At 71.0% G+C, this 14260-nt stretch carries 10 protein-coding genes and 1 tRNA gene; 5 read left to right on the forward strand and 6 right to left on the reverse strand.

Annotated elements, in window-relative coordinates:
* The first annotated feature begins 285 nt into the window (after positions 1 to 285).
* Both ACGFIB_RS22695 and ACGFIB_RS22700 read left to right on the forward strand, forming a co-directional pair.
* Positions 286 to 5832, forward strand: a complete 5547-nt coding sequence (locus ACGFIB_RS22695) for a non-ribosomal peptide synthetase/MFS transporter (protein WP_393374712.1) — start codon at positions 286 to 288, stop codon at positions 5830 to 5832.
* Positions 5833 to 5882: 50 nt separating this feature from the next.
* The gene (locus ACGFIB_RS22700; RefSeq protein ID WP_357251479.1) at positions 5883 to 6185 is read left to right on the forward strand and encodes a hypothetical protein; all 303 of its coding nucleotides are present in this window, start codon (positions 5883 to 5885) and stop codon (positions 6183 to 6185) included.
* Positions 6186 to 6282: 97 nt separating this feature from the next.
* Here ACGFIB_RS22700 and ACGFIB_RS22705 read toward each other — a convergent pair whose 3' ends face one another.
* From ACGFIB_RS22705 to ACGFIB_RS22730, 6 genes are all read right to left on the reverse strand, one after another.
* Positions 6283 to 6867, reverse strand: coding sequence for an Rv1733c family protein (locus ACGFIB_RS22705; RefSeq protein WP_142573937.1), 585 nt, complete (start codon positions 6865 to 6867; stop codon positions 6283 to 6285).
* A gap of 4 nt (positions 6868 to 6871) precedes the next feature.
* Positions 6872 to 7036 carry a hypothetical protein gene (locus tag ACGFIB_RS22710; protein ID WP_393374715.1) on the reverse strand — a complete coding sequence of 55 codons (165 nt, stop codon included), beginning with the start codon at positions 7034 to 7036 and terminating at the stop codon, positions 6872 to 6874.
* 232 nt (positions 7037 to 7268) lie between these two features.
* Complete coding sequence (locus tag ACGFIB_RS22715) at positions 7269 to 8258, reverse strand: DUF2332 domain-containing protein (protein ID WP_357261004.1); 990 nt, start codon at positions 8256 to 8258, stop codon at positions 7269 to 7271.
* 44 nt (positions 8259 to 8302) lie between these two features.
* Positions 8303 to 8953, reverse strand: a complete 651-nt coding sequence (locus ACGFIB_RS22720) for an RloB family protein (protein ID WP_357251491.1) — start codon at positions 8951 to 8953, stop codon at positions 8303 to 8305.
* Positions 8937 to 10244 (reverse strand): AAA family ATPase, encoded by a 1308-nt coding sequence (locus ACGFIB_RS22725; RefSeq protein ID WP_393374718.1) that lies wholly within the window; start codon positions 10242 to 10244, stop codon positions 8937 to 8939. Before ACGFIB_RS22725 ends, ACGFIB_RS22720 begins: the two co-directional genes overlap by 17 nt.
* A 167-nt stretch (positions 10245 to 10411) precedes the next feature.
* Entirely contained in the window at positions 10412 to 10912 is a 501-nt protein-coding gene (locus ACGFIB_RS22730; RefSeq protein WP_393374721.1) for a GNAT family N-acetyltransferase, read from the reverse strand.
* 104 nt (positions 10913 to 11016) lie between these two features.
* On the opposite strand from ACGFIB_RS22730, the gene ACGFIB_RS22735 reads away from it, so the two are divergent.
* The 3 genes from ACGFIB_RS22735 to ACGFIB_RS22745 all read left to right on the forward strand — a co-directional run bounded on the left by ACGFIB_RS22735 (position 11017) and on the right by ACGFIB_RS22745 (position 14237).
* On the forward strand, positions 11017 to 12447 hold the full coding sequence (locus ACGFIB_RS22735; protein WP_393374723.1) for a hypothetical protein: 1431 nt from the start codon (positions 11017 to 11019) through the stop codon (positions 12445 to 12447).
* A 43-nt stretch (positions 12448 to 12490) separates the two neighbouring features.
* A tRNA-Pro gene (locus ACGFIB_RS22740) sits at positions 12491 to 12562 on the forward strand.
* A gap of 61 nt (positions 12563 to 12623) precedes the next feature.
* Positions 12624 to 14237, forward strand: a complete 1614-nt coding sequence (locus tag ACGFIB_RS22745) for an SMI1/KNR4 family protein (protein ID WP_357251501.1) — start codon at positions 12624 to 12626, stop codon at positions 14235 to 14237.
* Positions 14238 to 14260: the final 23 nt, after the last annotated feature.

The following is a 14260-nucleotide window of genomic DNA, read 5'->3' on the forward strand; positions in this document are numbered from 1 at the left end:
ACGACCACTCATGTTCTGCACGCCACAGCCGATGACGGAAGGTCGATTTCCCAATACTCTTCGCACCTGACCGCAGGTAGAAGTGAGGCTTGCGTTACCCAGCGTGCATCACGTATCGTAAAACAATCCCTTTCGTGGGAGCGCTCCCATGCACGTCGGCCCGAAACGCGGCGAGAGACGCGGCAAGATCCCGCGGAATCGATGATCAAGCGTTTTCTGGTTCAACCACTTTTCTGCGTGGTCAGCTGGTCCTGCGCATGAATTGCGCAGAGAGGAGAACGCTCGGTGACGATATCGCCGACGACTGAAAACGAGCATCTAATAGCGTCGCTTTCCCCACGCAGGCAGGAGGCCCTGCGCCGGCTCCTCGCCGCCAGAGCCGCCAGGGCCGCCGCCGCGGACGCGATCACCCCGCGCGGCGGGGGACCCGCTCCCTGCTCCTACGAGCAGACCCAGATGTGGCTCGGCGCCCGCTTCGCCGAGGGCGCTCCTGCGCCGAACGCCACGATCGGCCTGCGGCTCACCGGCCCGCTCGACACCCGGGCCCTGACCGTCGCCCTCGACAGCCTGGTCGAACGCCACGAGATCCTGCGTACGGTCTACGAGGGCGACGGGCACGAGCCCCGCCAGATCGTCCTCGACCCCGGACCGGCGCCGCTCGACGTCGTCGACCTGCGGGAGCTGCCGGAGGCCGAGCGGGAGGCCCGGGCCCGGGAGATCACGTCCAGAGCCGCCGTGGAACGCTTCGACCTGGAGACCGGGCCGGTCCACCGCACGACGCTGGTCCGCCTGGCCGACGAGGACCACGTGCTGATGTTCGTCTGCCACCACATCGCCTGCGACGGGTGGTCGGTCGGCATCATCGTGGACGAGCTGACCAGCGTGTACGCGTCCGCCCACGAGGGCCGGCCCGCCGAGGTGGCCACGCCGCCGCTCCAGTACGCCGACTACGCGGCCTGGTCGCGGCGTGAGCTGACCGGCGAGCAGCGCGAGCGGCGGCTCGCCTACTGGCGCGACCGGCTCGACGGCGCGAGCGCGGTGGAGCTTCCCATCGCACGGGACGGCCAGACCCTCACCGAGGGCAACCGGAGCGACTGCCACCTGTTCACGCTGCCGGACGAGGTCCTGCGGGCGCTGCAGGAGGCCGGCGGCGCCGGAACCACCCCGTTCGTGGCCCTGCTCACGGTCTTCTCGATGATGCTCGCGCGCTACACCGGGCAGGGCGACCTGACGATCGCCACGGTGGACGGCGGCCGGCGCCGGGTGGAGCTGGAGCCCGTGCTGGGCTGCTTCGTCAACGCCCTGCCGCTGCGCGCCGACCTGTCGGGCGCCGCGTCGTTCCGGGAGGCGGCGGCCGGGGTGCGGCGCAGGCTCGGCGAGGCGCTCGCCAACCACCTGCCGTTCTCGGAACTGGCCGGGGCGCTGAGCGACCGGGACGCCCGCAACTTCTCGCTGTCCACCGTCGGCTTCTCGCTGCGCGTCTTCCGCGACCAGCGCGGGCGCTGGCCCGGGCTGGAGGCGTCGGTCTGGGAGCACGAGGTCGACGACTTCACCTACGACCTCGCGCTGCTCGTGCACCTGAACGGCGCCGGCGACCCCGAGCTCTACCTCACCTACCAGAAGGACCGGTTCGACGCGGACTCCGTCGTCCGGATGGCCGGGCACTACCGGGCGCTGGCCGAGCGGATCGCCGCCGCCCCGGACACCCCACGGGCCGACCTGGAGCTGCTCACCGACGCCGAGCGCGACGTGGTGCTGGGCGCCTGGAACGACACGGCCCGGCCGTACCCGGACGTGGCCCTGCCCGAGCTGCTGGAGCGCCACGCGGACTCCGACGCGGTCGCGGTCCGTTTCGAGGGCCGCACGACCACGTACGCCGAGCTGCACGCCCGCGCCAACCAGGTCGCCCACCTGCTGCGCGAGCGGGGCGTCGGCCCCGAGGACACGGTGGGCGTGCTGCTCGACCGGACCCCGGACCTCATCGCCTGCCTGATGGGCGTGTGGAAGGCGGGCGCGGCCTACCTGCCGATGGATCCCAAGTTCCCCGCGCAGCGCGTCCGCGACATGCTGTCGATCGCCGCGACCCCGCTGGTCCTGACCTCGGCGGGTTACGCGCAGCTGTTCGACGGCGTCCGCATGGACGGCGCGGACGTGGACATCGTGGACGTGGACATCGTGGACGTGGACGGCGGCCTGCTCGACGCGCAGCCGCGCGACCCGGCCGGCGTGCCGTACGACATCGACCGGCTGGCCTATGTGATCTTCACGTCGGGGTCCACCGGCAAGCCGAAGGGCGTGCAGGTCACCCATCGCGGGCTGGTGAACCACGTGTGGTGGGCGGTGGAGGACCTGGCGTCCCAGGGCGACGGCGGCGCCCCGCTGTTCGGCTCGGTGGCGTTCGACCTCGTGGTGCCCAACCTGTGGGCGCCGCTCGTCACCGGTCAGCGGGTCACCGTGCTGCCGCAGGACTTCGACATGGGCGAGCTGGGCGCGCTGCTGGCGGCGGGCGGGCCGTACGGCTTCATCAAGTGCACCCCCGGCCACCTGGAGGTGCTCGGTCACCAGATCGACGCCCGGCAGGCCGCGGCGCTCGCCGGGAAGATCGTCGTGGCGGGCGAGGCGCTGCCCGGCTCGATGGCCAACCGGTGGCTGGAGATGCTCGGCCCGGGCCGGTTGATCAACGAGTACGGCCCCACCGAGGCGTCCGTCGGGACGTGTATCTATCCGGTGCGGGACGCCCAGCTCGTGGAGGTCGTCCCGATCGGGCGCCCGCTGCCCAACATGCGGATGTACGTCCTGGACGCCAACCGGCGGCTGCAGCCGGTCGGCGTGCCGGGCGAGCTGTACGTCGGCGGCGTGGGCGTCACCCGCGGCTACATGAACCGGCCGGACCTCACCGAGGAGCGGTTCCTTCCCGACCCCTTCCATCCCGCTTCCGGGGATGGGGGCGGGCGGATGTACCGCACCGGCGACCGGGTGGCCTGGACGCGCGACGGGAACGTGGCCTTCCTCGGCCGGTTCGACGACCAGGTGAAGATCCGCGGCTACCGCATCGAGCTGGACGAGGTGCGCGCGGCCGTCCTCGACCACCCCGGCGTGCGCGACGCGGTCGTCACCGTGCACGCGTTCACGCCGGAGGACAAGCGGCTCGTCGCCTACTACGTCCCCACAGGTCCGGAGTTGTCCGAGCTGGCGGAGCACTGCGCGACACGGCTGCCGGAATACATGGTCCCGTCGGTGTTCGTGCCGCTGGAGACCATCCCGCTCAACGCCAACGGCAAGGTGGACCGCAAGGCGCTGCCCGATCCGGTGGTCCGGGTGGGCGACGACCTGGCCGAGCCGACGACCGAGACCGAGATCGTGGTGGCCGGCGTCTGGCGGGAGGTCCTCGGCATCGAGGCCGTCTCGATCGACAGCGACTTCAACGCGCTCGGCGGCCACTCGCTGCTGCTCATCCGCATGGTCGCCAAGCTGCGCCAGGCGCTGCCCGCCGACGGCTACCAGGTGACCGTGCTCGACGCGATCGCCAACCGCACCGTGCGGGACCTGGCCGCGCTGATCGACGCCGCCCGGCAGGCGCCGGAAGACACCGAGGACGGCCCGCGCGGCCTGCTGGTCGAGCTCACCCGGCCGGTCAAGGCGCCGACGCTGTCCCTGGTCTGCATCCCGTACGGCGGGGCCAGCGCGATGGTCTACCAGCCGCTGGCCGACGCGCTGCCGGAGGGCCACTCGCTGTTCGCGGTCGCCCTGCCCGGCCACGAGCTGGGCGTCGAGGAGAGCACCATCCCGTTCCACGAGGCCGCCCAGCGGGTCTGCGACGAGGTGGTCGACCGCGTGCGCGGCCCCGTCGCGCTGTACGGCCACTGCGTCGGCAGCGCGCTGACCGCCGAGATCGCGCGGCGGCTCGAGGCGGCCGGGCGGCGCGTCGAGGCCGTCTACACGGGCGGCAGCTTCCCGTTCGCCACCCCGAGCAAGGGCTTCAACGGCCTGCTCGGGCGGATCTTCCGCAGCAAGGCGCTGGACAACGCCAACGCGCACGCCAACTGGCTGCGTGCGATGGGCGCCGACCTGCAGGATCTCGATCCCGAGCAGGTCGACCACATCATCCGCACGATGCGGGTGGACGCGCGGGCCGGTGAGGACTACTTCAGCGAGCTCGTGGAGCAGCAGAGCCCGCAGCTGCGCGCCCCGGTGATCTCGATCGTCGGCGACCGCGACGCGCTGACCGACTTCTACCAGGAGCGCTACCGCGACTGGCACTGCGTCTCCGAGACCACCGCGCTGGTCGTGATGGCCGAGGCCGGCCACTACTTCCTCCGATACCGCGCCGAAGAGCTGGCCGCGATCGTCACGACCGCCCACACCACGGTGGATCGTCCGCAGGAGTGGCACGTCCCCGAGCCCGGCGCGCCGGCGACCTGGTGGCGGCAGGCCGTGTCCGACGACCGGCGGGCCGACGTCGCCGGGCCGCAGCCCAGCCTGGGCCGGTTCTTCACGGTGGCGACCGGTCAGATCGTCTCCATGATCGGCGCCGTGATGACCGAGTTCGCCGTGCCGATCTGGGCGTACCTGAAGAGCGGTTCGCTGGTGCAGTTCGGGCTGTTCGCCATCATCGGGCTGGTGCCGGGGCTCGTCCTCGCGCCGCTGATCGGCGCGCTCGTCGACCGGTACGACCGCAAGCGGGCGATGCTGGCGGCCGACGGCATCTCCCTGGCCGTGCAGGCCGCGCTGCTCGCGCTGATGACCGCCGACGTGCTGAACATGCCCCTGCTGTACGGCCTGCTGGTGCTGCTGTCGATATCGGTGACCCTGCAACGGGTGGCCTGGCAGTCGGCGGGCCCGCAACTCGCGCCCAAGCATTACCTGCACCACGTCGGCGGCGTCGTCCAGCTCGGCAACGCCGTGGCCCAGCTCATGGTCCCGCTGTTCTCCGTCGCCGTGCTGGCGTTGATCGGCATCGAGGGCATCCTGACCGCCAACGTGATCTGCTACGCGATCGCGTTCGGCGTGACCCTGCTCGTGCGCTTCCCGGCCACGATGGCCTGGCGGCGCAGGGAGACCGTCTCCGCCGAGATCCGCGCCGGCTTCCGCTACCTGCTGCGGCGGCGGGGCCTGCGGGCCATGGCCTTCACGATGTTCATCGTGAACTTCTTCCTGTTCACCGGGTTCATCATGATCTCGCCGCTGGTGCTGTCGGTCGGCGAGCTGGCCGACACCGGGCGGGTGGCGCTGCTCGCCGGGATCGGGGCGGTATGCGGCGGCGTGATCATCACGCTGTGGGGCGGCCCGCGCGACCGCCGGATGTTCGGCATGCTGGCGGCCGCCGGCGTGCTCGGGATCTTCTGCGCGATCGCCGGTCTGCGCCCGTCGCTCATCCTCATCACGGTCGGCGCCTTCGGTATGTCGCTGATGATGACGATCAGCGACGGCATCTGGCTGACGATCATCCACTCGAAGGTGCCCCAGCGCTACCACGCCCGGGTCATCTCGATCAACCGGATGCTCGCGCTGTCGACCCAGCCGGTCGGCCTGGCCGTACAGGCCTGGCTGGTGGGTCTGGTCTTCGAGCCGCTGATGCGGCCGGACGGCCCGCTGGCCGGCACGGTCGGCACGGTGATCGGGGTCGGCGAGGGCCGCGGCATCGGCCTGCTGTACGTGGTGTGCGGCCTGGCCATCGCGCTCACGATCACGCTGGCCCTGCGTCACCCGGCCCTGGCGAGGTTCGACCAGGAGACCCCGGACGCCGAGCCGGACGACCTGGTCGGCCTGGAGACGCTGCGCAGCCGCCAGGAGGCGAGCGTTCCGGCGCAGCGGGTCCCGGCCGAGCTCTGAGGTGCGCTGACGGAGGAATGCCATACGGGCCGCCGGGTACGGCGGCCCGTATGGACGAGAAGAAGATGAACCCGAAGCAGCTCGCCGAGGAGCTGGCGACCAACGCGCAGGACGACCCGCGGTTCAAGAACCGGACGCCCGGCATCCGGGCCACTCGGCAGGGGTCGGTGGAGCAGGCGGACCAGGACGCCGCCGGCATCGTCGGCGGCAAGGGGATCTCGGGCGGCGGGGCCTCCGGAGGAGGAACGTTCGGGCAGCCGCCGACCGGACGGCTCGACGACGACCAGCTCGCCGACACGGTGGCGGGCACCGGCCTGCCGCCCGACGACGAGGAGGACGAGGGCGACCGGTGACCGGCCGGGCACGGCCGGTCTGTCTCACGGCATCCCGAGCGGCCTCACGGAATGGCTGGCGGCCTCACGGCATCGCGAGCGCGAGACCGGTGCCCGCTCACGCGTCCTCGGGCTTGCGCCGCCGGTTCATCGCGAGCCATCCGGCGTCCCAGGCGGCGTACCTGCGGTGATCCAGACGGCGGCGGACGAGGGCGAGGCACGCCAGCAGGGCCGTCAGCGACAACGCCGCCGTGGCCGTTCCCGACGCGACGCCGTCCGCGACCGTGTCGATCCGGCTCCGTGGGCCGTCGCCCGGCCGGCCCTCGCGATCCAGCCAGATCCGCACGGGCGTGCCGGCCTTGGCCGCCGAGGAAACCGGCGCCTGGCCGGTCACCGTACGGCCGTCGGCGGCCGTCCAGGCGACGCCCGTACGCAGCCGCGCGGCGGTGCCCTCCACCGCGACCCAGGTGGCCGCCGGCGCGTCCCGCGTGACGGTGGCCGTCACCCACCGCCCGGAATGCTCCTCGGCCACGCCGCTGCGATAGACGGCGGCGCCCACGGCGAACGCCGCGACCGCGCTCAGCACGGCCAGGATGAGGAAGGCCAGGACGGCCACGAACTCGACGCGGTCGGTTCCGCGCCGTAACGGATTGCCGTCGGGCAGGTAGCGCCGCATCCGCATCGTCACCGGGCCGGATCGCATCGCGTCACCCCTCCTCCTTCTCGTGCGCAGGGCCGGAAGGCCAGGGTCTCGGCCGGCACGTGGTTGTCCGCGGCGGCGGAGTGGAGTCGCGGCGCGTCATACAGAGGCCGTCGTGGACCACCTCGTCGACGACCTGGCGCAGCCGCTCCGTCTCCGCAGACTCGGGCATGCCTTCTCCTTCCGGTCTGTCCTTACCCCCCGCGGTGCGGATCCCACGCCCCGACCAACAGCTCGGCTCACAGATCGGCTCGCGGATCGGCTCACAGATCGGCTCACAGATCGGCGACGAGAAGCCGATATCCGGCGTCGTACTCCTCCATGCCAAGCAGGTCGCGGTGGCGCTCGTGCCAGCGGCCCGACTCCAGGTCGGCCGCGAGCCGGTCCAGGGCCGGCCGTACGATTCAGGCGAGCCAGTCCAGCCACTCGCCGTGCGGCCCGGCCATCGCGAGCGGCTCCCCGTCGAGGGCGGGCAGGAACGCCAGCCGCCTCTCCGGCAGGTCGGCCGTCAGTTTCGGAAGAAGGAAGGGCAGCCGGGGCGAGCCCTCGTTGGAGATCCACCGCACCGGCAGGTTGCGTACGAGTGCGACGAAGCGGTCCCGCGCCTCGGCGTCCAGGTAGGGCATGACCGCGCTGTGGAAGACGACGACCGTCGCCCCGGCTGGCGCGGCGGCGACGAGATCGGGCAGGGCCGCCGCGGCGTCCCCGCGCACCAGGCGCGGCGGGTCCTGCCGCGCCATCCGCACCGCCCCGCGCAGCCGCGCGAGCCGGTCGGTCTGTTCCGGCCACACCAGGCACTCCAGCCAGCGCACCGCCTCGTCGTCGCGTACGTCGACGGGGTCGAGGTCCAGCCCGGCCCGCCACACGACCTCGGGGAGGCGCTGCGGCACCGGCACCTTCCCGTTCGTCCGGCAGGTGAGCAGGACCGGGCTTCCGGCCGGCCCGATCTCGGGGCCGTCGTCGTAGCGGTAGCGGTAGCGGTCGGGGTAGAGGCACAGCCCCGCCGAGGCGCCCACCTCCACCAGGGCCAGCGGCTGCGGCAGCCTCGCCAGCACCGGCAGCAGGCTCGCGCACCGGCCCGCCTCGTTGGTCTGCGTCCTCCGGGCGAGCATCGTCTCCCGCACCTCGGCCCAGTGGCTCGCGGTCCACTCCCGGAAGCGGCCGAACTCGTCGTACGGCCCGCCGAGGAAGCGCACGGCGGCCAGCAGCAGGTTCGGCTGCCGCTTCGGCTCCGGCAGACCGTCGATCAGTTCGAGCAGCCGGGGGTCGGCGGCGATTCCGAGGGCGAGCGCCTCGTAGGCCGGGCTGTGTCCCCTGACCTCGCGCTCCGCGAAGTACCGGTACCACTCCGCCGTCTCCATGCCCGCCTCCCCGAGGAACGCCGAAGACCCCATCAAATCAGCCCAGATTGGAGAACATCCCGCGGGGTCTCCGGACGCTACTGCCGTATTCCCCCTTTCCCGGACTGGGCTATCGCGGTCACCAAGAGCCACACATTCGTCGAGGGATTGCGTCCCTTGCGGTTGGGCGTCATATGGTCGGGGTCGGCCAGTTGGGCACGGCGTTCGGCTCCCAGATGGTCGTGGTAGGGAAAAGCCGCAGGGAGATGCTTGTCGTAGTTCGGCAGCCGCGCCGCGAGCTTCCGCTGGATATCTCTGCTGGTGAGGGCGGCCAGGCAGTCCTGGAAGTGCCACAGCAACCAGATCTCGAAGCAGGGACGGGAGATCAACAACTTGACCTCGTTCGCATGCGCCGCCCGGATCGCCTCGCTCAGAGACGCATGGTCGTCGACGTCGACGACCGCCCACGTCTCGTCGTAGGCGAGGAACGCGTCCCGCTGCCGCCGTGCGTCGCCGCGCGCCTTGTCACGACGCCGAATCGCCTCTTTGACCACACTCAGCGGATCCTTCCCGCAGCCGTCGACGTCGCAGCGCCCAATGTCGACAGGGACCGCCTTGAAGTGATCCTTGACTCCGTTGAAGTACTGAACCTCGGTGACCACTCCCTCGCAGATGACGAGGATGCGTTTTTTTGGATATCTCCGGGCCGAAGGCCGTTCCAGGCGTGGGGGACTACGCCGAGGGCTCATCCAGATCGGGTTCCATTTCTCGGAAGATTTCGCGAATCTTGTCGAAATTCAGGTATGGCACAGCACCATAGCGCCCCTGGAGGTAGCCGCGCTCGATGTTCTCATCGCTCCTCGGTCGGAAATCGGCAAGTGAGAAAAGGGTGGTGGCGCCGCTCACGTCCTTCTCCGTGAACCAGACCTCGTCCCGGTTCAGAATCTCGTCGTCGAGCATGGTGCCGAGCAGAGTCGTGTCGTGGGACGCGAAGAACAACTGCGCGCCGTTCCGATTGATCTCGGGGTCCTTGAACATCCGGATCAGAGTCGAACCGAGCACGGGATGCAGGCTGGAGTCGATTTCGTCCACCACCAGCACGTGACCCGCCAGAAGCGTCACCAGGGTGTAGCCCAGCATCGACAGCCAGACGCGGGTGCCCGCACTCTCATCTCTGATGTTCAGGGTGACGTTCGTCCCGGCCCGATGCAGGCGTATCTCTTTCTCGAACTGCTCCTCGCCGGGGAAGTTGACGCCGCTCTCCATCGCGACTTGTCGTACACGCCGGAAATTCGCCAGCATATTGGGCGGGATCTCGCTGGGTACCACCTCTGCCGACTCCAGGCCCAGATCGGCCAGTCGCAGGAGTTCGTTGACGTCCCTGGCCGCCCGAGGGTGCTCGAGAAGTTTCATGGTCACCGAGAGCCGGTCCTGCTCGTCGAGGTCGTCCTGCTCAGCGAAGTGAACATTCCTCACCAGCGTCTCGTAGAGGGCACCCAGCAACGGGTGATTGTTCGAAGCCGCCGAGGAGAGGTAAAGGGCGTTGCCTCTGGTGAGCTTCGCGATCCGAGCGGTCTCCCCGCCCAGGGACCGACCGAACCTGTAGTCCTCAGGTCCGTTCCGTTCGAACAACGTCCTGGGCCGTCCGGCTGGAAAGGAGTACAGCCACTCGCCGCGGACGTTGTCGTCGTCGACCTCGAAGCCGTAGGAATAGCGCACTCCCTCCGTGAGGAAGTCGATTTCATAGAAGGAGGGGGTATCCGGGCCAACCTCGTCGAGCAGGAACGGGCGTCGCGGCACCCCTCCGCCCGGCGCCCACTTGGTGTGCGAACTCTTCACCGCCCAATTCATCCACCGTAGAGCGTCCAGCACATTGGACTTTCCCGACGCGTTCGCCCCGTAGATCCCCGTCACGGCGACGCTTCTGGGGATATCAGCGGCCCGCGGCTTCGGCTCCCCCCGCCTCGGCACGGCGACGAACGACAACGTCTGCTCGTTGCGCAACGACCGGTGGTTGGCCACCCGGAAGCGTAGGAGCACGACCGATCACCTCTTCGTAGGAGCGCAAGAACCATACAGTTTCGAGGCTCACTACGGAGAGATTCCCCGCTGAGGTCACTTCAATTGCGATCAAAACGTCGGTGCGCCGGCCACGCCGAATTCCGACGGTCACTCCCTGACGTGCCGCACCGGCAGAACCAGGGCTTTCAGGCCGGTCGGTCCCAGACCCACAGGCGCTCGCCGTCCTCGATGTGGTCGGTGGGCAGCAGGCCGATCCGGCCGGCCACCGTCATGGACGCGTGGTGATCGGGATGGATGTGGGCCTCGATACGGGCGACACCGCGCGCACGCAACCATCCGGCGAGCGCCGCCGCCGCCTCCGAGGCGTACCCCCGGCCCTGCCAGGCGGTCCCCACGACCCAGGCGACCTCGGCCCGCCGCCCCTCGTCCTCCACCGTCGCCTGCACGTAGCCGACCGCGCGCCCGTCGGCGTCGCGGCGGATGATCCAGTTGAGCCACTCCTGCCGCCCGTCCGGAGACCGGCGGGCTTCGAGCGCGGCATACCGGGCGCGGAGTTCCGGCAGGGTGGGCGCGGCTCCGCCGATGAAGGCGTACAGCTCCTCCCCCGCCAGCACCTCCGCCATCTCGTCCGCGTCCTGCGCGGTCAGCGGCCGGAGTGTGAGCCGCGCCGCCGAGATGGTCTCCATACGCAGAAGTCTCCCCCGTCCTGGCCCGCACGCCCAACGGCATTTCCCCGGCGGCCGGATAAACCGATCGATTCCCGGCGGGCACGGCGGACATCATGGCGGGCATGAAGCACCGCACGGGTTCCGAGCGTGCCCGCCGGGACGCGCTCGTCGAGCTGCACGGCTCACTGGACCGCCGCTACCGGCCGGAGGACGTCGCCGAACTGGTCCTCCAGGCGCTGGCCGGACGGCTGTCGGGCCGTGAGCGCCTCGTGCTGGGCCGTGCGGCACAGCACTCCTCGCGCGGCTCCGCGTGGTTCACCTCGATGTCGAGCGACTACGCGCGTCCCGTCGGCGGAGCGCGTCAGGTGGCGGCGGCAGCCAGGCTGTTCGGCGTTCCGGCGGAGGTGGACCCCGACGACCCCGAGTCCCTGCTGGCGTACGCGAGAACGGCCGGCCGCACGATCGCATGGGCGCCCGACCGGACCGACTTCCTGGCCGACCGGCTCAACCGCGAGGCCAGGGAGGCCGCCGGGATGGACCTGTCGAAGCGGCAGTACAACCGCCGGTTCCGCATGCTGCGCCGCATCGCCGCGAAGGCGGGGACGCTCGAGGCCGAGTGGGACAAGCGGCGGCTGCTGCTGATCGGTGTCACCGGCTTCGGCGCGAGCATCCCGCTGGAGAGGTTCGTCGCGGACCCGGACGCCGCCTGCTTCGTCGCCTACTCCACCGCGCGCCGCAAGCTGCGCCGCGAGTTCAGCCTCTCCGGGCGGGACAACCCCTTCGACGAGATCGCGGAGGTCCTGCTCCGCCGGTGCGGAGACGACGCGGACTGGTGGATGATCGCGCAGGTCCGGCCCACACCCGACGTGCTCGGCCGCCTCACCGACGGAGAGCGGGGGCTGCTGCTCGGTCAGTGGTCCGCGGTCATGCGGCACAGCGCCCGGCTCCTGGGCCCGCGCTGGCGGCCGACCACCGACCGGGCGACGATGGTCGTCCGGCGCGGCGACGACTCCAGCACGTGGAACGCTCTGGCGAGCGCTTACAACGCGGCCCGTGCCGGGTGGCTCGCGTGCCTCGCCTCGCTGGACGCCCTGGAGTTGCTGGACGCGTCCTGCCCCGGCAAGGCGATGCGGCTGATGGCCGCCGATCTGGCGGCCTGGCACCGCTCGGCCGGTGGCGACGTCGATCCCGGCACCCGGGTCTGGGCCGCGCTGCCGCCGCCTTGGGAGGTGCTGGACGGCACGGCGTCCTGCACCCGCGCGGACGTCGAGGTGGCCTGCCGTACGGCGGGGCTCGATCCGGAGAAGTCGGGCTGGACCGCGCCCGCGCCCAAGCACCGTGTCGCGGTGTTCCGGCTCACCCCCGAGCTGGTGCACGGAGTCGCCGTGGCCGATCCGGTCTGGGCGGCCCTGCTGCGCCGCGCCGGGGTGTTCAGCGGCCGGACCGTCCGGCCCGACCTGGCTCCGGAGGCCCTGCACGGGCTTCAGGGCGGCGTCGTGACCGGCGACCTGCCCTCCGCCGTGGGGCCGGATCAAGCCGTGGGGCCGGATTAATCCGTGGCGCGGCCGGGGCCTGTCGAGCAGACTGGAACCCGGCCTCGTCGTAGCTCAGTGGTAGAGCGCCCGGCTCGGGGCCGGGTGGACGCCGGTTCGAGCCCGGCCGGCGAGGACCTCCATGAACGGATCATCTGGCACCTGCGAATGACCAGCAAGATCGATACAGTGCGCCGGTGATCAGATCACGGTGGGCACGTGTCTTATGGCCGGCGCTCGTGGCCGCGCTCCTGATGGCCGGGCTCGCGGGCGAACCGGACCTCATGGAGGAGACGGTGATGTGCTCCTCCATGTCCATGGGCGGCACCGTGTCGCTGTCCTGTGACGATCCCGAGTTCGAAGCCGAGATGAAGGCCAACGCCCTCACTCCCGAGGAGGCGAAGAGCATCGGGTGCCCGCCGGTGCAGTGGGACGACGAGGCGAAGCTCAGCCCCGATCTGGGGCAGGACCCGAGCCTCGTGAGCGCCGAACCCACGTACACCCCGCGTACGCCCGATCCGGCGATCGCCGCGCGGGTGAACCAGGCGTGGGACCGGATCGAACGCTGGCTGGGCGCGCACGCCTCGGCCACGCTGCGCAAGCTCAAGTTCGGCGCCGACCCGCAGAACCTCGCCGGATGGGAGACGAACCACAGCCGCCGCCTTCCCGACGACCTGTACGTCTCCTATCTCCGGCATGACGGCGCCGACGGCAACCTGGGCGCGGGGTTCCAGCTCCCGCCCTCGTACGGCCTGCTCGGTCTTTTCGAGATCGACTACATCAACTGGGGGAACTGCCAGGACCTGGTGATGGAGGGCGACCTGGACGCGGCCGACCCCGAGAACGGGACATGGCACGGCAGCTTCCTGGCCGTCGGCAGCGACGGCTCCGGGCGGGAGCTGTTCGTCGAGCCGCGGACGGGCCGGGTGGGCGAGGCCAGGGCGCAGGAGAACGTGACGTATGACGGCCCGATGGGCTGGCCGTCACATCTGACGATGCTGGAGGCGCTGGCCGGCGCGCTGGAGCGGGGCGAGGCGCTGCGGGACTGGCACCCGGTCGTCACCGCGGGCTGCGAGTTGCGCTGGGCCGAGGAGCCCGCGCCTGTGCGGCAGGGCTGCGCCGGCGGTCCCCGGCCGTCCCCCACCCCGACGCCCACCGTGGAGCCGCCCCCGGAGAAGCCGACGGCCGAGGAGTTGCGGGCCGGCGGGTGCCTGCCGTCCCGTCGTACGCCCGGCCGTACGACCCGGGCGCGCGTGCCGGGGCCGCGCGTCACCGCCGAGGTGAACGCGGTGTGGCGGCGCATCGAGCGGTGGCTGGCCCGGAAGGCGCCCGTCACATACAAAAGTCTGCTGCCACCGGCCCGCCCCCTGGACATCGCCAGGTCGGAAGCGGCGATGGGGCTGCGCTTCCCCGACGACCTGCGCGCCTCGCTGCTGCGGCACGACGGCGCCGGCTCATGGGGGTTCGGCCCCGCCCCCTTCTACGAGCTGATGTCCGCCAAGCACATCCGCAGCGAGTGGAAGCTGCTCTGCGACATCGGTGGCGACTCGCTCGGCTACTGGTGGGACGGCCATCTGGTCCCCTTCGCCTACGCGAACGACGGTGGGAACCTCTTCGTCGACACCCGCACCGGGGAGACGGGCGAGTTCTTCAACGAGGAGGGCCTCACCCAGGAGGGCGACGTCGTGTGGCCGTCCTACCTGGCGCTGCTGAAGGCGACCGCGAGGTCGCTGGAGACCGGCAGGCCGATCCGCGGCTGGCGGCCGAAGGTCGTCAAGGGCGAACTGGACTGGGAGAGCACACGGGGTTGAGCGCCCCCGAACTTGAGCTACCG

This window comes from Microbispora bryophytorum, assembly GCF_043197435.1.
Lineage (GTDB): Bacteria > Actinomycetota > Actinomycetes > Streptosporangiales > Streptosporangiaceae > Microbispora > Microbispora bryophytorum.

What these genes read in the sequence shown, in the direction of transcription:
- ACGFIB_RS22710 (WP_393374715.1), bottom strand. Translation starts at nt 7,036, where the DNA reads ATGCCCGAGTCTGCGGAGACGGAGCGGCTGCGCCAGGTCGTCGACGAG.
- ACGFIB_RS22705 (WP_142573937.1), bottom strand. Translation starts at nt 6,867, where the DNA reads ATGCGATCCGGCCCGGTGACGATGCGGATGCGGCGCTACCTGCCCGAC.
- ACGFIB_RS22720 (WP_357251491.1), bottom strand. Translation starts at nt 8,953, where the DNA reads ATGAGCCCTCGGCGTAGTCCCCCACGCCTGGAACGGCCTTCGGCCCGG.
- ACGFIB_RS22700 (WP_357251479.1), top strand. Translation starts at nt 5,883, where the DNA reads ATGGACGAGAAGAAGATGAACCCGAAGCAGCTCGCCGAGGAGCTGGCG.
- ACGFIB_RS22715 (WP_357261004.1), bottom strand. Translation starts at nt 8,258, where the DNA reads ATGGGGTCTTCGGCGTTCCTCGGGGAGGCGGGCATGGAGACGGCGGAG.
- ACGFIB_RS22730 (WP_393374721.1), bottom strand. Translation starts at nt 10,912, where the DNA reads ATGGAGACCATCTCGGCGGCGCGGCTCACACTCCGGCCGCTGACCGCG.
- ACGFIB_RS22735 (WP_393374723.1), top strand. Translation starts at nt 11,017, where the DNA reads ATGAAGCACCGCACGGGTTCCGAGCGTGCCCGCCGGGACGCGCTCGTC.